Raw genomic sequence first — 19,733 nt, forward strand, 5'->3', positions numbered from 1 at the left:
TCGTTAGCTCAGTCGGTAGAGCAGTTGACTTTTAATCAATTGGTCGCTGGTTCGAATCCAGCACGACCCACCATCATTTCAAGAATCCCAGGTCGTTTAGCTCAGCTGGGAGAGCACCTCCCTTACAAGGAGGGGGTCACTGGTTCGATCCCAGTAACGACCACCATATTCGCAAGCGAGGCTGAGATATCAGCTGCGGTTGCAGAGAAAGTCCCCACTCAGATGGGGTTTTTTTTTGCCTGAAATTCAGTGATCAGCATTTTCTATTGCTCGATCTCTTAACTTGTCCCGTCTGCTCCCGTCTTATCCAAGCGCCCTTTTCCACTCCAGCTCTTAGTTTGCTGATGCCTGCTCATCTTATTGCCGCTTCTTGACTGCCGCCTCTGGCGAGCGGCAAGAAAAAGGGCAGGCCAGAGCCTGCCCTCATCGCGATGATCGACGTTACATAATCCCGCGGATCAGGATCCCGCTGATCAGCAGCGGCGCCACCACGCGCCAGCACCAGAGCAGCGCAAGGCGCAAGGTGGGTGACAGGCTTGCAGGCAGAATGGCATCACCCAGTCGCCAGCCCAGCAGCAGGGTCAGTACCAGACCAAACAGCGGCATCATCAGGTTGGAGGTGAGGTAGTCGAGTAGCTCGAAAATGGTCTTGCCAAACAGGGTCAGATCGCTCCAGGGGCCGAACGACAGGCTGACCGGAATGCCGGAAGCCATGATGAGCAGGGTCAGCACCCGACAGGCGCCACGGCGCGACCAGCCCCACTCCTCGGTGGTGAAGCGCACCAGATGCTCCAGCATGGAGATGGAGGAGGAGAGAGCGGCGACCAGCAGCAGCAGGAAGAAGACGACGCCGAGCCCCTGACCGAACGGCAGATGGCTGAAGACGGCGGGCATGGTCATAAAGGTGAGCCCTGGCCCGGCAGTCGGGTCGATGCCGGTGGAGGCCAGCGCCGGGAAGATCATCAGCCCAGCCAGTACCGAGATCAGGCTGGCCAGGGTAACGACCCAGACGCCGGAGCGCACCACGCCGTCGCTATTGGGCAGGTAGGCGCCATAGGTGGTGTGTACCCCGAGCCCGATGGAGAGGGAGAAGAAGGCCAGTCCCAGCGCATCCAGCACGCTCTGGCCGGTCAGCATGGAGAAGTCCGGCAGCAGCAGCTGGCGCACACCCGCCATGGAGCCGGGCATGGAGAGGCCAACCCCCACCAGCAGCAACATCATGATGAAGAGCGCTGGCATCATCCAGCGCAGCGCCCGCTCCACCCCTTTCTGAATGCCGCCCTGCACGAACCACCAGGTGAGCCCGGCAAAGATCAGATGGGTCAGCACCGGCCACCAGGGGTTGCTGACATAGCCGTTGAACAGGGCGGTGAGGGCGCTCCCTTCGCTCAGGTTGAGCTTGCCAGCCATCGCCAGCGCGGCGTAACCCACGGTCCAGCCGCCCACCACGCTGTAGAAGCTGTAGATAAAGAAGCCGCATGCGATCCCCATATACCCCATCCAGCGCCAGTTCGGCCCCACCAGCTTGCTGAAGGCGCCGAGCACCCCGCGCTGGCTATGGCTACCGAGCAGGGTCTCGCCGACCTGTACCGCTACCCCCAGGGTGAAGCTGAACAGCAGAAACACCAGCAGGAAGGCGCCGCCGCCATTGGTGGCGGTCACATACGGAAACTTCCAGATGGCTCCAAGGCCAATCGCTGTACCTGCTGCGGCCAACACATGACCAAGACGGGAAGACCACTGAACCTGGCTCATACAACCTCCGGGTAACACGACATCGAAGCAATACTCCTCTGTAGCAATAAACGACAGACAGCAAAAAGGCCGCCCGAGGCGACCTTTGCAATGAACATTCAGAAAACTGTGCGTGCAAGGTCACCTCTCTTGCGAGATAAAAAATCGACCAAACAGCACGAGGATGGCAGACATGGGTGACAGCCTGAATAGTGAATGAGGGGACAGCCTAAACCATGGAAAGAAAAATTGACACATAAAATAAAATTTTTTTGATGGCGATGGGCTGCATTCATGATTCACCGCAGAGGCGGGGCTGGTGTGCCCTATCTTTTATCCCCTTTCACCCGTTACTGGGCGATAATCCAGCTAGCTTCTTGTGGAACTTGCGGTCATCAGCTGACTTTGCAGGTGCCAAACATGAAACAGGATGTCGTATGAGATGGATGGTTTTGCCCTGGCTGTTGTTGAGTCTGAGCTTGTCGGCCCAGCCGGGATTAACGCTGCTAAGTCATGATCTCCCCCCCTTTACCGAGTCCCGCGACGGCAAGCTCGACGGTCTGGCCATTCGACTGGTGCAGCAGGTGCAGCATGAGCTGGGTAGTGACTATCCCGTCCGGCTTTATCCGCTCAAGCGCGCGCTGGCGCTGACTCAGGTCGAGCCGGGTTACGCGCTCTTTGTGGTGCAGCGGATCCCGGAGCGGGAGGCGCTGTTCAAATGGGTGGGCCCGCTTTTTATCAACCGGGTCTTAATCTATCAGGCTCCGGGCAGTGCCCGGCCGCTGACCGAACTGGCCCAGCTGCGTCAACTGCCGAGAGTCGGGGTGGTGCTTGGCAATGCGGATGATGTGCGGCTGACCCACGAGGGCTACACCAATCTGGTGCGCTACAAGACGGTGACAGAGGCCATCGAGCGGCTGATGCTGGGCAAGATAGATGCCTTGCCGATGGCGGAGAGAGTCATGGATGCCACCCTCGACAAGATGGGGTTATCCCGTCACAGCGTGGCCAGCAGTGGCGTGCTGCTCCATGAGGCTGGCCTCTACATCGCCTTCTCCAGAGCCACTGACGATGGTGAGATAGTCCGTTGGCAACGAGCCCTGGACAAGGTGAGAGCCATAGATGGGCGAGCCGGTGAGCCCACCCATCATCATTGATCCTCAGATAAGACCGCGAACCAGGATCCCGCCGATCAGCAGCGGAGCAATCCAGCGCCAGCAGTTCATCAGCAGGTGATGCCAGTGGGCAGAGAGCCCTTGCGGCAGCGCCTTGCGCCCCAGTTTCCAGCCCAGCAGCAGCGTCAGCATCAGGCCGAACAGCGGCATCATCAGGTTGGAGGTGATGAAGTCGAGCAGTTCAAAGATGGTTTTGCCAAACAGGGTGACATGTTGCAGCGGGCCAAACGACAGGCTGACCGGAATGCCGCACACCATGACGAACAGGGTGATGGCGCTGCAGGCGTTACGACGCGACCAGCCCCAGGTTTCGCACAGGAAGCACTGCAGGTGCTCCAGCAGCGAAATGGCGGAGGAGAGCGCGGCAAAGACCAGCAGGGAGAAGAAGATCACCGCCAGGCCCTGACCGAAGGGCAACAGCTGGAACACCGCCGGCATGGTCATGAAGGTGAGGCCCGGGCCCGCAGCAGGATCGATACCGGTCGATGCCAGTACTGGGAAGATCATCAAGCCTGCCAGTACCGCCACCATGCTGGCCAGCAGCACCACCCAGAGGCTGGAGCGACCAACCCCTTCACTGGAGGGCAGGTAGGCGCCGTAGGTGGTATGAATGCCCAGACCGATGGAGAGAGAGAAGAAGGCCAGCCCCATGGCGTCGAGCACGCCGGACATCCCCAGCTTGCTGAAGTCGGGCATCAGGAAGTGGCGTACCCCCGCCATGGCGTTGGGCAGGGTGAGGCCAAAGGCGACCAGCATCAGGATCATCACGAACAGGGCCGGCATCATCCAGCGCAGAGTGCGTTCCACCCCTTTCTGGATCCCGCCCTGCACCACCATCCAGGTCAGTGCGGCAAACAGCAGATGAGTGAGAATGGGCCAGACGTCACCGCTGACATAGTCATTGAAGCGGGCGGTGAGGGCCGCCGCATCCCCATGATTGAGCTGGCCGGCAGCGGCCATGCCGGTATAACCCAGGGTCCAGCCGCCCACCACGCTGTAGAAGCAGAAGATCAGCAGGGTGCTCAGCACCCCCATCACACCGACCCAGCTCCAGCGCTTGCCGAGCAGCTCGCCAAACGCACCCGCAACGCCGCGACGACTCATGCTGCCAAGCAGGGTCTCGCCCATCAGCACCGCAACCCCCAGGGTGAAGCTGAACAGCAGAAAGACCAGCAAAAAGGCACCACCGCCGTTGACGGCAGTGACATAGGGAAACTTCCAGATTGCGCCGATACCGACGGCGGAGCCGGCGGCGGCGAGAACATAGCCGAGGCGGGAGGACCATTGGGACTGCATCATTTGAACTCCAATCGAGGGCCCATGGCTGGGCCAGAATGGCGCTCATATTACGGAAAGGGGTCCGCAATCACTACGCAGCTTGTCAGCCGTAAATACGATTTATTGGCACGATTGCCTAATAAAATTCGCTTATTTGCGTGATTATGCCAACAAATAAAAACCGGAGCATTTTTGCTCCGGTTTTGGGGTGATGCCAGACTGGCAGGGCAGGTCAGATGACGCCCAGCTCGCGCAGCCGCTCCATCAGGTAGCTGTGGGCGGTATGACGCTCGGAGAGCACCACCTCGGGCCGCGGATGGAGGAACAGTGGCAGGGAGATGCGTGACTTGCTGGCGCTGCCGCCGGTCGGGTTGATGACGCGGTGGGTGGTGGAGGGGTAGTAGCCGCGGGAGGCCTCCTGCAGCATGTCACCGATGTTGATGATGAGGGTGCCAAAGTCGCACGGCACATCCATCCACTCGCCGTCGGAACCCTTCACCTGCAGACCGGGCTCGTTGGCGGCGGGCAGAATGGTGAGCAGGTTGATATCCTCGTGGGCGGCGGCGCGGATGGCACCCGGCTCCTCGGTGCCGTTAAACGGCGGATAGTGCAGCACCCGCAGCAGGGTCTTCTGGCTATCGTCGATCATCGAGGAGAGGGGGCAGCTGTAGTTGGCGGCGATATCGGCCGGGGTATGCTGTTCGACCCAGCCCAGCAGCTCGGCGGCCAGACCATTGGCCAGACGATAGTACTCCATCGCCTGCTCTTTCAGCTCTGCCGGCATCTGGCCCCAGGGGTAGATGTGGAAGTACTCCTTGATGTCTTTCTGGCTATGGCCCTTGGCCACCTCGGACACCGATGGCGGGAAGTAGCCATCCTGGGTTTCGCGGTTGAACAGAAAATCCTGTTTCTGCTCGCTCATGAAGAAGCGATACCAGTTGTCGTAGATGGATTGCACCAGCTCTTTCGGGATGGGGTGGTTGGTCAACACGCCAAAGCCGGTAGTACGCAGGGATTCGGTGAAGCGTTGGGCCGCATCGGGTGAGCGGTAATCGACGGTCAGGACTTTCATTGTTTTTGTTGCGCGCCAGTTAAAAGATGGCGCAGTTTACCCTGCAAGCCGTAACAAGGAAAGGGACGCGGTCTCCAGCTGCCGCCCCGTGCCTGATAGTGATAAAAACATCAGATAAAAGAGGCGGATAGTGGCGAGAGTGGCTCCCTTGTCCTGCCTGCCCATCCTCACTAGAATGCCAGCCACTGTCTTTTCCGGAGTCTGTCCATGTCCTCGAAGATCCTGTTGCTCACCCTGCCACTGCTGCTGGCCGGATGCAGCTCCCTGTCGGAAGATGAGTGCCGCACCATGAGCTGGTACAACCTTGGCTATCAGGATGGTGAGCAGGGCAAGACCCGCAATCAGGCGCGGGACTACGTCTCCACCTGCGGCGAGTATGGCCTCAAGGTGGACGAGGCGGAGTGGAAACGGGGTTACAACAAGGGGCTGGAGCTCTACTGCATCCCCGAGCTGGCCTACAGCAAGGGCAAGGAGGGGCAGGAGTATCGCGGTGTCTGTCCCAATGACGCCAGCTTCCTCAAGCAGTACCAGCGCGGCTATGAAGAGTACAAGCTGGCGACCCGGCTGCGGGAGATCAGCGACGAGTTGGAGCGCACCGAGCGGGATATCGACGATCTCGAGCGCAGCATCCGCAACGAGACCAACAGCGAGCAGCGCGACTACTACCGCGCCAAGCGCAATCGTGCCATTCGCCACTATGAATCCCTGCGCCGCGAATATGACCGGCTACGCTACCCGGATCGGGTGATCCAGTTCTCCTTCGGCAACTAAGCCATCTCTTGTGGCCAGCCATCTCGGCTGGCCATCTTGCATCCTGTCCGCTCAGGGCAGAACCCAGCGCTGCAGCGCCAGCGCAATGCCATCCTCGTTGTGATCGGCGGTGACCTGATCGGCATGGTGCTGGATCTGCGGCGCCGCATTGCCCATCGCTACCGCCAGCCCCACCTGCTCGAACATGCTGATGTCGTTGTTGTTGTCACCGAACGCCACCACCTGCTCCATCGCAATGCCCTCACTGGCGGCCCACTGGGCCAGCCGGTTGCCCTTGCTGCAGCCGGGCTGCACCAGCTCCACCGCGTAGGGGGCAGCCCAGTCGCGGGTGAAGGGGATAAGGTCGCGCTCTTCGTCCATAAAGCGGTGCAGGCGTGCCGGATCCTGATTGAACAGCTCCAGCTTCCAGACCGGGTTGTCGAGCCAGCCTGCCAGCTCCTCGACCGGATGGATGGCGATCTTGAGGTGGTCCGGCTGATTGGCCGACCAGTGGCGGATGCGGGTGACATGCTCCTCGCAGCCGATGTAGCCGATCCCCTCGCTCAGGTGGAACAGGGCGCCCATCTGCTGCGCTTCGACTTGTGCCAGCAAGGCGTTGAGCGGGGTGCTTGCCAGCGGATCGCCAGCCAGAATGCGATCTGTCGTCGGGTCGTAGAGACAGGCGCCGTTGCTGCAGATGATGGGGGTATCGAGCGCCAGCTCGTGGTGAAAGGGGCGCGCCGTCATGAAGTGGCGCCCGGTGACCAGCAGCACCTTGATGCCGTGGGCGCGGGCCTGCGCCAGTGCCGCCCGGGTGGCCGACGAGATCTTGTGATCCCGGGTCAGCAGGGTGCCATCCATATCGAGGGCGATGGCCTTGTACTCACTCATAACTCCTCCAGCATCGAACAAACCAGCAAGAGCCTTACCGTCCCAGACCCGGCGCCCCGATGCAAGTCTTGCCGCATGGCGGAGCGCCGAACTGTGATCTTTTGCCGGCTCAGGCGCAGCTGGCCAACTGCTGGCGGCGGTCGGCACGCTGGCGCAGCAGATAGAAACCGGCGGCGCTGGCAAGGGCGCACAGGGTGGCGAGGTAGAAGGGCCACTCGCTCCCTGCCAGCAGCACCAGACTACCGAGCACGACCGCCAGGATCTCGCTGCCCACCGCGAGGGCGCGGTAGAGCCCCATCGCCTGTCCCTGCTGCTCGGCATGGCTGCGGTTGGAGACCGCCACCGAGGTGGCCAGCTCCCCCAGACTCATGCCGATGCCGGCCGGAATGAAGGTGAGCGCCAGTCCCCACCAGTGGCTCGGCAGGATAAAGAGCAGCATGCCGGTCGCCATCACCAGATGGCCGACGATGCCGAGAGAGCTGCCGCGCCAGTGGCGGGCAATCCGTGAGCCGAGCCAGGAGCCTGCCATCATCGGCAGGCTCACCAGCACCGCCGCCTGCGCCAGCTGGGCCGGATCCCAGGCCAGCCGCTCCACCAGCCAGATATTGAAGTAGGTGAAGTAGAGCTGCACCGCGCCATAGCTGACCAGAGTGAGGGCGAAGTAGGGGAGCAGGGCCGGTTGCAGCAACAGCTGGCGGCTGGAGAGCGTCGGTGCCTGCCGGGCGGCTGCCACCGGTGGACGATGGGGCACCAGCCAGAGCACCAGCAGCAGGTTGAGCAGGGTCATCGCGACGGCCAGCCAGGCCGCCAGACTGTAATCCCCCGAGATCACCGCGGCGTAGCCCCCGATCACCGGTCCCACCACCCAGCCCAGATTCATGCCGATATTGATCCAGGCGAAGCTGCGCGCCTTGTGCTCCTTGCCGGCGAGATCCGCCGCCATCGCCTGCACGATGGCGATGTTGCCGTTGCACAGCCCCTCCACCACCCGGCTGAGCAGCAGCAGGGGGAGGGAGCGCCAGGCGATGCCGAGTGCCATCAGGGCATAGCCGGTCAGCACGCCAGCCAGCGAGAGCAGCAGCAGTGGCTTGCGGCCGTAGCGGTCGGAGAGCCGCCCGAGCCAGGGGCTGCCCACCAGCTGGAACAGGGGATAGAGCCCCATGATGAACCCCAGCCACACCTTGCGGCTCCAGTCGGAGGCTTCCGGCGTCAGCATCCCCTGCGCCGGATCCAGCAGCAAGGGGGCCAATACCGGGGAGGGGAGGCTGAAGCCGGCGACCGCCAGCGTGACCGTCATCACCAGCACCCAGAGGGGGTTTTTGTGCTGTTGTTTCGCCATGTTGCACCCATTAAGTAAAGTAATTGGTTTATTTATGCTGAGTGATAATCGGCATTAAGTAAAGTGAATTGTTGATTTAATAAAGGGGGCTCCCCATAATGGGGTCATGAACGCAAGCACCGACAAGATCCTGTTTCTGCTCAAGAGCCATGGCCCGCAGAGCGCCGCCGCGCTAGGGGAGCAGTTGCAGATGACCTCCATGGGCGCCCGCCAGCATCTGCTCGCACTGGAGCAGGAGGGGTGGGTCACATTCAGCGACGAGGCGCGCGGACGCGGTCGTCCCGTGCGGCTGTGGCAGCTGACCGAGCGGGCCTGGCAGCGCTTCCCCGATACCCATAGCGACCTGACCGTGCAGCTGATCGACAACGTGCGCGAGCTGTTTGGCGAGGAGGGGATGGAGCGGCTGATCCTGCAGCGGGAGCAGCAGATGCTGGCTCGCTATCAGCAGACGCTGGGCAACAAGGGGTTGTCCGGTCGGCTGGAGGCGCTCAGGGAGCTGCGCAGCCGCGAAGGCTACATGGCGGAGATCCGCCGTGAGGAGGATGGCAGCTGGCTGTTGTGGGAGAGTCACTGCCCCATCTGTGCGGCGGCGCGCAGCTGCCGCGGTTTTTGTCGCAGCGAGCTGGCGCTGTTTCGCCAGCTGCTGGCACCGGCGACGGTGGAGCGGGAGCAGTATCTGCTGGATGGCGCGCACCGGTGTCTCTATCGCATCACGCCGACCGCGCTCTGATGGCGCCGTTGGCAACCCTCCAAAAACAACAAAGCAGGCGCCGGGATGCCTGCTTTGTTGCCTTCGGGGGAGTGGATGCTCTCGTTCCAGCCCGTCGTTGCCCGATAAGGTGAGACGGCTGATGGGGCTCTTGACCCGGTAAGGTCCTTCGCCACAGAGACCCGGTCAGGTATCTGTCTTGCCACCGGAAGATGTAACCATAGTACCCCTCCCGTGCCAGTGAGTGGTTGCAAAGTAGCCACTTATTTCGGTTGTTTTTGCAATAGTTCACCCTTAACCTAGGAAAAGTGGATTAGTCATTGCAACGAGGAAGGGGTAATGCTGAAACTGGATCGCATAGACAGACACATTCTGGAACTGATGCAGGAGAATGGCCGCATCAGCAATCTCGAACTGGCCGAGCTGGTGGGGCTCTCGCCGTCACCCTGCTCCCGTCGGGTCAAGGCGCTGGAGGATGCCGGTCTCATCGACACCCACGTCACCCTGCTCAATGCCCGCCAGCTTGGTCTCACCCTCACCGCCTACATTCATATCTCCATGGACCGCCACACGCCGGAGCGGTTCGAAAACTTCGACCGTGCCATCAGCGAGTTGCCCGAAGTGCTCGAGTGTGACCTCATCACCGGCAATGATGCCGACTACCAGCTCAAGGTGGTCGTGCGCGACATGGAGCACTACCAGCACTTCCTGCTGGACAAGCTGACCCATATTCCGGGAGTGACCGGGGTGCGCTCCAGCTTCGTGCTGCGCCGCATCAAGCACAAGACGGCGCTGCCGCTCAACCACCTCGGCTAACGGCGGGGTGACCAAAGCAAAAGAGGAGGCCAATGCCTCCTCTTTGTTTAACCGGTTGCCGATCAGACGGCCACTTCGCGGACCTGCTCCACCTGCAGCAGCCAGCCGCTCTGATCCTGTTGCGGCGCACCGCTCACCCGCAGCCGTTCGCCGGCGGGCACCCAGGCCCCATCGGGCAGGGAGACCTGCAGACTCTCGCTGCCGTTGTCGAACAGCCAGCGATTTTCGCCAAGCGATTCAATCAGATAACCTTCCATCTCCACTCTGGATCCGGTTTGCCAGGATGGCGCAACGGAATCACGGCTCTCGATGAAATCCCCCTGAACACCAAAACTGGCTAGCCCCCACAGAATGGAGAGCCCGACCAATGATGACTCCATCTTGTCTCTCCTCTTTTGGAACTGTGGGGCCAGTATGGGAAGAGAAAACTGAGCGCTCTATGAACAAAACCGCAAAGTGGAACCGGGATCGCTAAAAAATCGATATCCGGTACCACTTTCGTCATTTTATGGCGCAGAGATCACACTCTCTGGCTGCTTGCTCCGTGGCTGCGGTCGTTGTTGGCGTATCTCTCTGCGGGCCGTTTTTGCGGTTGATGGCGTGCAGCGCCTCCGGCAGGCTTGTCCTGCCCGTTTATCCGGCCTAAGGTAGGCCGTTTTCATTGCGCCATCGAGGAGGCTTGCTCATGTCCACCCCCTATCCCCGCGTCGGTGTCGGCGTCATCCTGACCAACCGCGACGGTCTGGTGCTGCTTGGCAAGCGCAAGGGGAGCCACGCCCCCTACTGGTCCATCCCGGGCGGTCATCTCGAGCTGGGTGAGAGCTTCGAATCGGCGGCGATCCGCGAAGTGGCCGAGGAGACGGGGCTGGCGATCAGCGCGCCCGAGGTGGTGGCGGTGACCAACAATCTGGAGACCTGGCGCGAGAGCGGCCTGCACTATATCTCGGTGACCCTGTACGTCCGGGCCGAGGGCGAGCCGCAACTGCTGGAGCCGGAGAAGTGCGAGGGGTGGGTCTGGTGCGATCCGCGCGCGCTGCCCGAGCCCCACTTCGATGCCAGCCGTCAGTCGATCGCCTGCTGGCTGGCGGGGCGCTGCTATCTGCCGGGTGATGTGCCAATGGTGTCGGGCGGATCAGTCTGATTGTCATAAAAAGATCATCGCGCTGTCATATTATCTCCCCTCCATCGGCATGAAAGGGACGGGAGCAGCAGCGTGGGCGAGGTCTTTTGGCGGTTTTTGTGGTTGGGATGCGTCAGTTTTGGCGGCCCGGCCGCCCATATCGGGTATTTCCAGCGCACCTTTGTCCAGCGCCTGGGCTGGCTGGAGCAAAGCGAGTTTGCCCGCCTGCTGGCGCTCTGCCAGCTGCTGCCGGGGCCAGCTTCCAGCCAGTTGGGCTTTGCCATCGGCCGCCACCGTGCCGGCCTTGGCGGGGCGCTGGCCGCCTTTGTCGGTTTCACCCTTCCCTCTTTTATCCTGCTGCTGGCGGCCGCCCTCGGGGTGGCGCTGGTGGGCAGCAACCTCTGGCTGGCGAGCGCCCTGCACGGTCTCAAGTTGCTGGCGCTGATCGTGGTGGCCGATGCCGTGCTCGCCATGAGTCGCCAGTTCTGCAACAACCGCTTGGCTCAGGGGATCATGGTGGCGACCGCCGCCGCGCTCTGGTGGCTGCCCGGCCTGCTGACCCAGCTGGGAATGCTGGCGTTCGCCGCGCTGCTCTCGGCCCGCTTCCAGAGTGGGGAGGGGACACAAGATGGCGCAGAGTCACAAGCTGCCACCACCAGCCAGCCAAACTGGCTGCTTCTGCTGCTCTTTGCCGCCCTCTTTTTTGGCCTGCCGCTGCTGGGTGGCCCCCTCGGTCAGCTGGTGGCCGACTTCTATCGGGCGGGCGCGCTGGTCTTTGGCGGTGGCCACGTGGTGCTGCCGCTGCTGGCCGAGAGTGTGGGCCACACCCTCAGCGAGCAGCAGTTCCTGACCGGTTACAGTCTGGCCCAGCTGGTGCCGGGCCCCATGTTTACCCTTGCCACCTACCTTGGCGCCCAGCTGTTGCCCGAGACGCCGCTGCTCGGGGCCTTGGCGGCGACGCTGGCGCTCTTTGCGCCCGGCTTTCTGCTGCTCTGGGCGGTGGGCCCTTGCTGGCAGCAGTGGCTGGCGCGGCCCCGTCTGGCGGAGGCGGTCGCTGGCATCAATGCCGCCGTGGTGGGGCTCTTGCTGGCCGCGCTCTACCAGCCGGTGTGGCAGAGCGCCGTGCTGGCGCCCACCGATCTGGTGCTGGCCGTTATCGGCTTTTATCTGCTGCGGGTGGTGAAACTGCCGGTGCCGGCTATCGCAGGGTTGCTGGTGCTGGCAGCCCTGTTGCAGGCGTGACAGGGATTTTCCCTGCTGCGTTTTTCAGGGGATGCCGCCTGCCGTTTTGCTGTTAATCGCCCATAGCGGATCGGACGCAGGCCTGCGGCGGTTGCCGACATGCCGCGAAAGGCGAGGGAGGTTGTGACTGGCTTGGTATAAGGAAAAATTGGGTCATGCAGCCAAAATCCATAAATCAAATTTATAGTGTTGGTTTGGCGGTGCGGCAGGCTCCGGGGCGGTGATCGCCGCTTGCAGAGGGCTCCGTCCGATCCTGTCAGGCAGATAAAAAACGGCGCCTCCATGATGGAGGCGCCGTTTCTGTATCTGGTCGGGCTCAGGCGTCCGGCTCGAAGTCGAGGCTCAGGCTGTTGACGCAGTAGCGCTGGCCGGTCTCAGTCGGGCCGTCGGGGAAGACGTGCCCGAGGTGGGAGCCGCACTGGCTGCAGGTGATCTCCACCCGCTTCATGCCGTGGCTGTTGTCCTCGGTGTAGGTCACGGTTCCCTCGATGGCGCTGTCGAACGAGGGCCAGCCGCAGCCGGAGTCAAACTTCGCATCCGAGTGGAACAGCACGCTCTTGCAGCAGACGCAGAGGTAGTCGCCACTCTTGCGATTGTGGAGCAGGGCGCCGCTGTAGGGGCGCTCGGTGCCCTTCTCCCAGCAGACATGAAACTGCTCGGCGCTCAGCTTGCTGCGCCACTGTTCCGGGTTGTTACTGCTCATACCGACTCCTTGCCATCAATAACGGAGCCCAGCATAGCGGCTCCGTAAAGCTGACTCCAGCATGCCTGTTATGGTTTGCCCGGATCTGTGATCGGGGTTTCAGCCATGTCCGCACTGGATGCCGGCAGTAGCGCCTGCTCCGGCGGCTGGGCATCCTCTGCCGTGCAGCTCAGTGCCACCCGCTCCAGCAGCTTGAGGGAGTGGGCGCGGCCGACCGCCACCTGCCGCTTGATATCGTCTGGCAGGAACGGCAGCCCGTCGTTGGTGGCGGTGTCGATGGTCTGGATCCACTCCAGCCCCTCTCCCGGCGGTGGCAGGCGGAACTGGATGTCGTAGTCGCTGGCGTTGAACAGCACGTACCAGCGCTCGCCGACGCAGTTGATCATGCCGATATCCATGGCAAACGCCTGCCCCATGGGGGCGTGCCAATCCTGATCGGTGAGCTGGTGGCCATCCGGGTGATACCAGTTGACCTGATGGCAGTTGGTGGCGGTGCCGTGCCAGCTGTCATCGCTCAGTTGCAGGTTGGAGAAGACGGTGGACTCCGCCCGCAGCGCCATCATCTGCTGGGTGAAGGTGAACAGCCGCTCATCCTCCGGCCGCCACTGCCAGTTGACCCAGCTGATCTGGTTGTCCTGACAGTAGGCGTTGTTGTTGCCAAGCTGGCTGCGCCCCATTTCGTCGCCGGCGAGGAAGTGCGGGGTACCTTGCGACAGCAGCAGGGTGGCGATCAGGTTGCGCTTCTGCTGCTGGCGCAGGTTGTTGATGCGCGGATCCAGGGTCGGCCCCTCGACGCCGTGATTGCTGGAGAGGTTGTTGCCGTGGCCGTCGCGGTTATCCTCACCGTTGGCCTGATTGTGGCGCTGGTTGTAGGAGACCAGATCCTCCAGGGTGAAGCCGTCGTGATAGCAGAGGTAGTTGACGCTGGTGTGGGGCGAGCGCCAGTTCTTCGGGAAGAGATCCCGCGAGCCGACCAGCCGGGTGGCGAAGTCGCCCATCTTGCCCGCATCGCCCCGCCAGAAGGAGCGCACCGTGTCGCGATAGCGGTCGTTGATCTCCAGCCACTGGCTCGGAAACTGGCCGAGGCGATAGCCGAAGGGGCCGATATCCCAGGGTTCGGCGATGAGCTTGACCTGTGACAGCACGGGGTCGGCCATCACCGCCTTGAAAAAGGCGCCCATGGGGTCGAACTCGCCAGCTTCCCGCGCCAGGGTCACCGCCAGATCGAAGCGGAAGCCATCCACCTGCATCTCGGTCACCCAGTAGCGCAGGGCATCGAGCACCAGTCGCAGGGTGTTGGGGTGATCCAGATTGACGCTGTTGCCACAGCCGGTGACGTTGGCGTGACGGGTGTAATCGGGGCCGTGGGAGCCCGCCTCGAAGGCGTAGTAACCGGCGTTGTCAAAGCCCTTGAAGGAGAGCATGGGGCCGTCGAAGCCCGACTCGGCGGTGTGGTTGTAGACCACATCCAGAATCACCTCGAGCCCGGCCCGGTGCAGTTCGCGTACCATGGTCTTGAACTCGGTGACGGCATCGTCTTGTCTGGTGCCGTAACGGGGCTCGGGGGCGAAAAAAGCGATGGGGTTGTAGCCCCAGTAGTTGGTCAGTCCCAGCTCTTCCAGCCGGGGCTCCGACATGAAGGCGGCCACCGGCATCAGCTGCAGCGAGGTGATGCCGAGGGACTTCATGTGCTCGATCATCAGCGGGTGGCTGATGCCAAGATAGGTGCCCTGCAGCTCCTTGGGGATCCCCGGGTGCTGGCGGGTAAAGCCCTTGACGTGGGCCTCGTAGAGAATGGTGCGCGAGTGGCAGATGGCCGGTTTGCTCACCCCCTGCCAGTCAAAGGCGTCATCCACCACCAGCGACTTGGCGATCATGGCGGCGCTGTCACCCTGATAGAGGGCGTTGTCCCAGTAGGTGGGGCGGCTCACCGCCCGGGCATAAGGGTCGATCAGCAGCTTTTGCGGGTCGAACAGCATCCCCTCCTGGGGGATGCCATAAACCCGGTAGCCGTAGCGCTGGCCTGCTTGAACGCCGCTTACATAGCCAAAGCGATACTGGCCGCGGCGGCCGGGCAGCTCGAGGCGCGCCAGCTCCTGCTCCTGTTCGTCGAACAGACAGAGTTCCACCTTGTCCGACTGGGGAGCCCAGACGCAGAAGTTGCAACCGTTCTCGTCAAGACGGGCCCCCAGCGGGTAGCCCGACCCTTTTTCCATTACCAGCATCAGGACTCCTGTTTGATGAACAAGGTCGCCAGTGGCGGCAGATCCAGCACTATGCTGTGTGCCATCCCCTGCCAGGGGGTCGGCTCGGCCGCGAAGACCAGACCCACATCATAGTTGCTGCCCCAGTAATACTCGCTGTCGGTATTGAGCACCACCCGATAGTGGCCTGCCGCCGGTACGCCAATCCGGTATTCGATGCGCGGCACCGGGGTGAAGTTGCACGCCACCATGATGGCCTGTTTGCCCTCTTTGTCGGCCCGCAGCCAGGCAAAGATGCTGTTGTCGGCATCGTTGTGATCCAGCCAGCGGAAGCCGTTCTGCTCATAGTCAGCCTGATACAAGGCAGGCTCATGACGGTAGAGGTGGTTGAGATCGTGGATCAACCGCTGCTGGCCGCCGTGCTTGGGATATTGCAGCAGGTGCCAGGGCAGCTGGGCATCGTGGTTCCACTCGTTGCTCTGGGCGATTTCGGTGCCCATGAAGTTGAGCTTCTTGCCCGGGTGGCCGTACATAAAGCCCATGTAGGCGCGCAGGTTGGCGGCCTGCTGCCACTCGTCGCCCGGCATCTTGTAGAGCATGGAGTGCTTGCCGTGTACCACCTCGTCGTGAGAGAGCGACAGGATGAAGTTCTCGTCATAGTGGTAAACCATGGAGAAGGTCATGTCGTTGTGGTGGTAGCGACGGTGGATCGGCTCTTTCTGCATGTAGGTGAGGGTGTCGTGCATCCAGCCCATATTCCACTTGAAGCCAAAACCCAGGCCACCGAGGAAGGTGGGACGGGAGACGCCGGCAAAGGCGGTGGACTCCTCGGCGATGGTCATGGCGTGGGGGTACTTGCGATAGACCTCCTCGTTGGTCCACTTGAGCAGGCTGATCGCCTCGTAGTTGTGGTTGCCGCCATCGACGTTCGGTACCCACTCGCCGGCGTTGCGTGAATAGTCCAGATAGAGCATGGAGGCGACTGCATCGACCCGCAGGCCGTCGATATGGAACTTGTCGAGCCAGAACAGGGCGCTCGCCACCAGGAACTGGCGCACGGTATTGCGGCCGAAGTCGTAGATGTAGGAGTTCCAGTCCGGGTGCCAGCCACGGCGTGGATCCTCGTACTCGTAGAGCGGGGTGCCGTCGAAGCGGGCCAGCCCGTGGGCATCGGACGGGAAGTGGGCGGGTACCCAGTCCAGAATGATGCCGATGCCGGCCTGGTGGCACTGGTCAACGAAGTATTTGAAATCATCCGCAGTGCCGTAGCGGCTGGTGGGGGAGAACATGCCCACCGGCTGGTAGCCCCAGGAGCCGCTGAAGGGGTGCTCGGAGACCGGCAGCAGCTCGATGTGGGTGTACTCCATCTCCTTGATGTAGGCAACCAGCTCCACCGCCAGCTCGCGCCAGCTCAGGCTGTCGCCATTGGGGTGACGCTTCCAGGAGCCAACGTGCAGCTCATAGATGGAGAGCGGCTGCTCGCGCTTGTCGTTGAGCTGGCTCTCGCGCCAGGCAGCATCATGCCATTCATACTGTTTGTGGTCATAAACCACGGAGGCGAACGAGGGGTACTGTTCGCAGTAGAAGCCAACCGGATCGCTCTTGTGCGGCAGCCGGTTGCCCATGGGGTCCTTGAGCTCGAACTTGTAGCGATCGCCGGCCTTGAGGCCAGGCACAAACAGCACCCAGTGACCGCACTGACTGCGCTCCATCGGGTGGCGACGGCCATCCCAGAAGTTGAAATCGCCGATCAGGCTCACCGAGGTGGCGCTCGGCGCATAGACCGCAAAACGGACCCCTTCCACCTGCTGACCAAGATGCTCCACGGTGCGCAGCTGGGCGCCAAGGGTGTGGTAGAGGTTTTCCGGCTGGGCGGTCAGTTCGGCAAGACCAGACCAGGCGGCATCCTGAAACTGGTAGGGATCGATGAGTTCGGCAGTCGCTTCTGCGTAACTGACGAGCAACTGGTAGGGGAAGGCGTTCTTGCGGCGGGTGAAAACAGTTTCAAAAAGACCCGATTCATCGGTGGGCGCCAGGGTGGCAACAACTTTGCCCGACTTGAGATCCTTGACGCGAACTTCAACTGCATCAGGCAACCAGGCAGTCAGTTTGAGGCCGGGCCCATCCGGATTGGCCTGCAGGCCTAAGTGTGAGAAGGGATCGGAACAGCGGGCAGCAACCAAACGTTCAACGAGCATCGAGATTTCCTTTCATGACAGAGCATCCGCTCCGGCCTGGGCCGGAGCGGATTTAGGTGAGTCGGCTGTAGCGGACAACCGCTCAACGACTGGCCTCATCACGGGCGCGGCTCATCTTGCCGGCCAGTGCCTTGAGTGCCTCATTGGCAAAAATATCTTCCAGGTCGGCGGAGAGCTTGCGGCGCCAGTTGGGGTATTCGTAACTGGTGCCCGGTACGTTGACCGGCTTGTCCATCTCCAGCCAGTCTTCCAGCTGGGTACTGAACAGGGCGCAGCTGCCACGGGACATGTGGATCTGCAGACCGTGGTTGAGTTCGGTATTCATACCGACCCAGTTCACGTCATGGCTGATGCTCTCGGGGATGACACCGTGGCCATGCAGGCTGTCGAGGATCCGCTGTTTGGCCTGGTGGCGATCAGCATACAGACTCTTCAGCACATCTTCATCTGGATACAAACCCAGTTGGCGGCCCAGCGCCAGATCATCGCAGTGCCAGAAGCCCTTGAGGGTTGGCATGTCGTGGGTGGTCAGGGCAGACATCGCCTGCTCGGCATAGTGAGCCGGAGAGATGAAGCCGCCATCGGCCTTGGAGCGCTCGAAGAAGAACACCTTGTAGGAGTGGACGCCGTTCTCTTTCAGGGTCACGTCGATCCCCTCCGGCACGGTACCCAGATCTTCGCCGATCAGCAGGCACTGGTTGCGGTGGGATTCGAGGGCCAGGATGCCCAGCAGATCGTTGACCGGATAGTAGATGTAGGCGCCCTTGGCGGCCGACTCTCCGGGCGGTACCCACCACAGGCGCAGCAGCGCCATCACGTGGTCGATGCGCAGTGCGCCGCAGGAGCGCATGTTGGCACGGAACAGATCCACCATCGGCTGGTAGGCCGCTTCAAACAGCCTGTTCGGGTTCATCGGGGGCAGGCCCCAGTTCTGACCGAGCGGGCCGAGGATATCGGGCGGCGCACCGACCGAGGCTTTCGGGCAGTAGAGATCCTGGTTGGCCCAGATCTCGGTGGAGCCTTCGGAGACGCCCACTGCCAGATCGCGGTAGATCCCCATCACCATGCCGGCAGCCTTGGCACGGGCATCCGCTTGCGCCAGCTGCTCGTCGGCCAGGAATTGCAGGTAGAGGTAGAAGTTCACATCCTGCTGGTGTTCGGCCATCCATTTGGCAACGGCGGGATTGTGGTAGTTGCGGAACTGCTCCGGCCATACCGGCCAGCCCCAGGCATTCTCGCCCTTACCATAGAAATAGGCTTGCAGGGCATCAAACGCAGCCTGCTGTTGCAGGCTGTCGCCACCGGCGGCGACGAAGGCATCGAAGGCGGCCTGACGCTCGGCGCTCAGGGTGGCATCGTCGAACACCTGACGCAGCATGCCAATCTTGGTCTCGATGACGCCGGTGTAATCGACGTTCTCCTTGGCGCGCAGATCGGCCAGATGCTGCTGGAAGGCGGGACTCGCCACGTCAGCTTTCAGGCGCGCATTGCTCTGGAATTCGGGCACCGCTTCCACATTGATGTAGGCCACGTTGAGCCAGCGACGGGAAGAGGGGCTGTAGGGACTGGCGCTCTCCGGGTTGGCCGGATAGAGGGCGTGGATGGGGTTGAGGCCGACGAAGTGGGCACCCCAGTCGGCCGCTTTCTCGACCAGCTGGCCGAGATCGCTGAAATCGCCGATCCCCCAGTTGTGGCGACTGCGCAGGCAGTAGAGCTGCACGCTCGGGCCCCACACCTTGCGGCCATTGGCGATAGGCGCCTGTTTGTAGCACGCCTTGGGTGCAACGATGAGGCGCATGGTGGCCAGCGGCTCGTCGTTGCCATCTTCCAGCAACACCAGCTCGTGATAACCCAGTTCAGGGGCCATCTCCAGTGTCACGCGGTAGGCCTGGCACTCCATCTCTTCAAATTCGGCCACGCCAACCAGCTCGCCCTCGATGGGGGTGAACTGGCCGGAGAGCTCGCCGCCCTGCTCCAGCTTGAGCTGCCAGGTGAGGGCGTCATTGACGAATTCGATGGGGAGGCGGACTTCGAGCGTGACGGCGTCACCGGTGCGAACCACCATGACGGGATCCAGCGCCCGCAGCCAGTGCTGGCGATGCTCCTCTTCCAGCTGTTGCATCAGGGCTGATTCGTCATCGACGCGATAGCCCATGGCGCCCAGCATGGCGGCCTTGCTCTCTTCGGATACCTGAGCCGGCTGGCCCCAGGCATCGACATACTCGCTGGCAATGCCTTTTGCGGCAGCCAGCTGTTCAATCAGGGTGGTCATAGTTTGAGAATTCCCGCTGTGGATTCTATCTATACTATTTTGTTTGATTTTTATGGGGTGGTACTTGAACAGTGGCTCTATGGGCCATGCTAAACCGCGCACATTTTTACATATCCATCATCACGGTTGTGTGACGTGGCAGGCACTATTGTCGATCTCCGGGCGATGCAACAACTGACCTCTTTTTCGACAAAACGTGGTAATCAGTTACATAAACAGAAAATAAATTT

General features: G+C 61.8%; 16 protein-coding genes and 1 tRNA gene. 7 read left to right on the plus strand and 10 right to left on the minus strand.

What is annotated here, in order from left to right; all coding sequences use genetic code 11:
• The first annotated feature begins 90 nt into the window (after nt 1–90).
• Nucleotides 91–166, plus strand: a tRNA-Val gene (locus tag NOM67_RS12575).
• A gap of 275 nt (nt 167–441) precedes the next feature.
• Here NOM67_RS12575 and NOM67_RS12580 read toward each other — a convergent pair.
• On the minus strand, nt 442–1,755 hold the full coding sequence (locus tag NOM67_RS12580) for a sodium-dependent transporter (protein WP_255937525.1): 1,314 nt from the start codon (nt 1,753–1,755) through the stop codon (nt 442–444).
• A gap of 416 nt (nt 1,756–2,171) precedes the next feature.
• On the opposite strand from NOM67_RS12580, the gene NOM67_RS12585 reads away from it, so the two are divergent.
• Nucleotides 2,172–2,891, plus strand: a complete 720-nt coding sequence (locus NOM67_RS12585; protein ID WP_255937527.1) for an ABC transporter substrate-binding protein — start codon at nt 2,172–2,174, stop codon at nt 2,889–2,891.
• 3 nt (nt 2,892–2,894) lie between these two features.
• On the opposite strand, the gene NOM67_RS12590 is transcribed toward NOM67_RS12585, so the two are convergent.
• Together NOM67_RS12590 and NOM67_RS12595 are read right to left on the minus strand one after the other, a co-directional pair.
• On the minus strand, nt 2,895–4,208 hold the full coding sequence (locus NOM67_RS12590; protein ID WP_255937530.1) for a sodium-dependent transporter: 1,314 nt from the start codon (nt 4,206–4,208) through the stop codon (nt 2,895–2,897).
• 211 nt (nt 4,209–4,419) lie between these two features.
• Complete coding sequence (locus tag NOM67_RS12595) at nt 4,420–5,259, minus strand: isopenicillin N synthase family oxygenase (RefSeq protein WP_042030776.1); 840 nt, start codon at nt 5,257–5,259, stop codon at nt 4,420–4,422.
• A 207-nt stretch (nt 5,260–5,466) separates the two neighbouring features.
• Between NOM67_RS12595 and NOM67_RS12600 the strand changes: the two genes are divergently transcribed.
• On the plus strand, nt 5,467–6,030 hold the full coding sequence (locus NOM67_RS12600) for a DUF2799 domain-containing protein (protein WP_255937533.1): 564 nt from the start codon (nt 5,467–5,469) through the stop codon (nt 6,028–6,030).
• A 51-nt stretch (nt 6,031–6,081) separates the two neighbouring features.
• Here NOM67_RS12600 and NOM67_RS12605 read toward each other — a convergent pair whose 3' ends face one another.
• The gene (locus tag NOM67_RS12605; protein WP_139394914.1) at nt 6,082–6,900 is read right to left on the minus strand and encodes a Cof-type HAD-IIB family hydrolase; all 819 of its coding nucleotides are present in this window, start codon (nt 6,898–6,900) and stop codon (nt 6,082–6,084) included.
• 109 nt (nt 6,901–7,009) lie between these two features.
• Nucleotides 7,010–8,239: an MFS transporter gene (locus NOM67_RS12610; RefSeq protein ID WP_255937537.1), complete on the minus strand. Its 1,230-nt coding sequence runs from the start codon at nt 8,237–8,239 to the stop codon at nt 7,010–7,012.
• Between the two features lie 106 nt (nt 8,240–8,345).
• Between NOM67_RS12610 and NOM67_RS12615 the strand changes: the two genes are divergently transcribed.
• Both NOM67_RS12615 and NOM67_RS12620 read left to right on the plus strand, forming a co-directional pair.
• Complete coding sequence (locus NOM67_RS12615; protein WP_255937539.1) at nt 8,346–8,969, plus strand: metalloregulator ArsR/SmtB family transcription factor; 624 nt, start codon at nt 8,346–8,348, stop codon at nt 8,967–8,969.
• A 318-nt stretch (nt 8,970–9,287) separates the two neighbouring features.
• Entirely contained in the window at nt 9,288–9,764 is a 477-nt protein-coding gene (locus tag NOM67_RS12620) for an Lrp/AsnC family transcriptional regulator (RefSeq protein WP_005304871.1), read from the plus strand.
• 62 nt (nt 9,765–9,826) lie between these two features.
• On the opposite strand, the gene NOM67_RS12625 is transcribed toward NOM67_RS12620, so the two are convergent.
• A complete protein-coding gene (locus NOM67_RS12625; protein ID WP_041210257.1) occupies nt 9,827–10,144 on the minus strand; it encodes a hypothetical protein in 318 nt (105 codons plus the stop codon).
• 305 nt (nt 10,145–10,449) lie between these two features.
• On the opposite strand from NOM67_RS12625, the gene NOM67_RS12630 reads away from it, so the two are divergent.
• Together NOM67_RS12630 and chrA are read left to right on the plus strand one after the other, a co-directional pair.
• Nucleotides 10,450–10,905, plus strand: a complete 456-nt coding sequence (locus NOM67_RS12630; protein WP_255937542.1) for an NUDIX hydrolase — start codon at nt 10,450–10,452, stop codon at nt 10,903–10,905.
• A gap of 72 nt (nt 10,906–10,977) precedes the next feature.
• Nucleotides 10,978–12,126 carry a chromate efflux transporter gene (gene chrA / locus NOM67_RS12635; RefSeq protein WP_255937545.1) on the plus strand — a complete coding sequence of 383 codons (1,149 nt, stop codon included), beginning with the start codon at nt 10,978–10,980 and terminating at the stop codon, nt 12,124–12,126.
• A 316-nt stretch (nt 12,127–12,442) separates the two neighbouring features.
• Here the strand turns inward: chrA and msrB are convergent, their stop codons facing one another.
• From msrB to malQ, 4 genes are all read right to left on the minus strand, one after another.
• A complete protein-coding gene (gene msrB / locus NOM67_RS12640; RefSeq protein WP_255937548.1) occupies nt 12,443–12,829 on the minus strand; it encodes a peptide-methionine (R)-S-oxide reductase MsrB in 387 nt (128 codons plus the stop codon).
• Nucleotides 12,830–12,897: 68 nt separating this feature from the next.
• Complete coding sequence (gene glgX / locus NOM67_RS12645) at nt 12,898–15,054, minus strand: glycogen debranching protein GlgX (RefSeq protein ID WP_255937550.1); 2,157 nt, start codon at nt 15,052–15,054, stop codon at nt 12,898–12,900.
• A complete protein-coding gene (glgB, locus tag NOM67_RS12650; protein ID WP_255937552.1) occupies nt 15,054–17,231 on the minus strand; it encodes a 1,4-alpha-glucan branching protein GlgB in 2,178 nt (725 codons plus the stop codon). Before glgB ends, glgX begins: the two co-directional genes overlap by 1 nt.
• 82 nt (nt 17,232–17,313) lie before the next feature.
• Nucleotides 17,314–19,503, minus strand: coding sequence for a 4-alpha-glucanotransferase (gene malQ / locus NOM67_RS12655; protein WP_255937554.1), 2,190 nt, complete (start codon nt 19,501–19,503; stop codon nt 17,314–17,316).
• Between the last annotated feature and the right edge of the window lie 230 nt (nt 19,504–19,733).

The organism is Aeromonas sp. SG16, assembly GCF_024436135.1.
GTDB classification, from domain to species: Bacteria; Pseudomonadota; Gammaproteobacteria; order Enterobacterales; family Aeromonadaceae; genus Aeromonas; species Aeromonas jandaei.

What these genes read in the sequence shown, in the direction of transcription:
- NOM67_RS12595 (WP_042030776.1), bottom strand. Translation starts at nt 5,259, where the DNA reads ATGAAAGTCCTGACCGTCGATTACCGCTCACCCGATGCGGCCCAACGC.
- NOM67_RS12590 (WP_255937530.1), bottom strand. Translation starts at nt 4,208, where the DNA reads ATGATGCAGTCCCAATGGTCCTCCCGCCTCGGCTATGTTCTCGCCGCC.
- NOM67_RS12585 (WP_255937527.1), top strand. Translation starts at nt 2,172, where the DNA reads ATGAGATGGATGGTTTTGCCCTGGCTGTTGTTGAGTCTGAGCTTGTCG.
- msrB (WP_255937548.1), bottom strand. Translation starts at nt 12,829, where the DNA reads ATGAGCAGTAACAACCCGGAACAGTGGCGCAGCAAGCTGAGCGCCGAG.
- NOM67_RS12620 (WP_005304871.1), top strand. Translation starts at nt 9,288, where the DNA reads ATGCTGAAACTGGATCGCATAGACAGACACATTCTGGAACTGATGCAG.
- glgX (WP_255937550.1), bottom strand. Translation starts at nt 15,054, where the DNA reads ATGCTGGTAATGGAAAAAGGGTCGGGCTACCCGCTGGGGGCCCGTCTT.
- NOM67_RS12625 (WP_041210257.1), bottom strand. Translation starts at nt 10,144, where the DNA reads ATGGAGTCATCATTGGTCGGGCTCTCCATTCTGTGGGGGCTAGCCAGT.
- glgB (WP_255937552.1), bottom strand. Translation starts at nt 17,231, where the DNA reads ATGCTCGTTGAACGTTTGGTTGCTGCCCGCTGTTCCGATCCCTTCTCA.
- NOM67_RS12610 (WP_255937537.1), bottom strand. Translation starts at nt 8,239, where the DNA reads ATGGCGAAACAACAGCACAAAAACCCCCTCTGGGTGCTGGTGATGACG.
- NOM67_RS12630 (WP_255937542.1), top strand. Translation starts at nt 10,450, where the DNA reads ATGTCCACCCCCTATCCCCGCGTCGGTGTCGGCGTCATCCTGACCAAC.
- malQ (WP_255937554.1), bottom strand. Translation starts at nt 19,503, where the DNA reads ATGACCACCCTGATTGAACAGCTGGCTGCCGCAAAAGGCATTGCCAGC.
- NOM67_RS12600 (WP_255937533.1), top strand. Translation starts at nt 5,467, where the DNA reads ATGTCCTCGAAGATCCTGTTGCTCACCCTGCCACTGCTGCTGGCCGGA.
- NOM67_RS12605 (WP_139394914.1), bottom strand. Translation starts at nt 6,900, where the DNA reads ATGAGTGAGTACAAGGCCATCGCCCTCGATATGGATGGCACCCTGCTG.
- NOM67_RS12615 (WP_255937539.1), top strand. Translation starts at nt 8,346, where the DNA reads ATGAACGCAAGCACCGACAAGATCCTGTTTCTGCTCAAGAGCCATGGC.
- NOM67_RS12580 (WP_255937525.1), bottom strand. Translation starts at nt 1,755, where the DNA reads ATGAGCCAGGTTCAGTGGTCTTCCCGTCTTGGTCATGTGTTGGCCGCA.